The organism is Peribacillus sp. SIMBA_075, assembly GCF_046534585.1.
Map to the genome: position 1 here is coordinate 1 of NZ_JAWRYN010001254.1, position 248 is coordinate 248.

Genomic DNA, 248 nt, shown 5'->3' on the forward strand with positions numbered 1-248 from the left:
TGGGCGGCTTCAAAACAGTTGTCGCAATGGTTAAAGCGTTAATCGAAGAATATAATGTAACAGTTCCTGTTGCGATTCATTTAGATCACGGTTCAAGCTTTGAATCTTGTGCAAAAGCGATTCATGCAGGATTTACTTCTGTTATGATCGACGCTTCTCACCATCCATTCGATGAGAACGTAGCAACAACTGCGAAAGTAGTTGAGCTTGCACATTTCCACGGTGTATCTGTAGAAGCTGAGCTTGGA

General features: G+C 42.3%; 1 protein-coding gene. It reads left to right on the forward strand.

All coding sequences use genetic code 11. The features are described 5' to 3' along the window. The coding region (locus SB775_RS32355) for a class II fructose-bisphosphate aldolase (protein ID WP_410865391.1) at nt 1-248 on the forward strand (248 nt) is incomplete at both ends.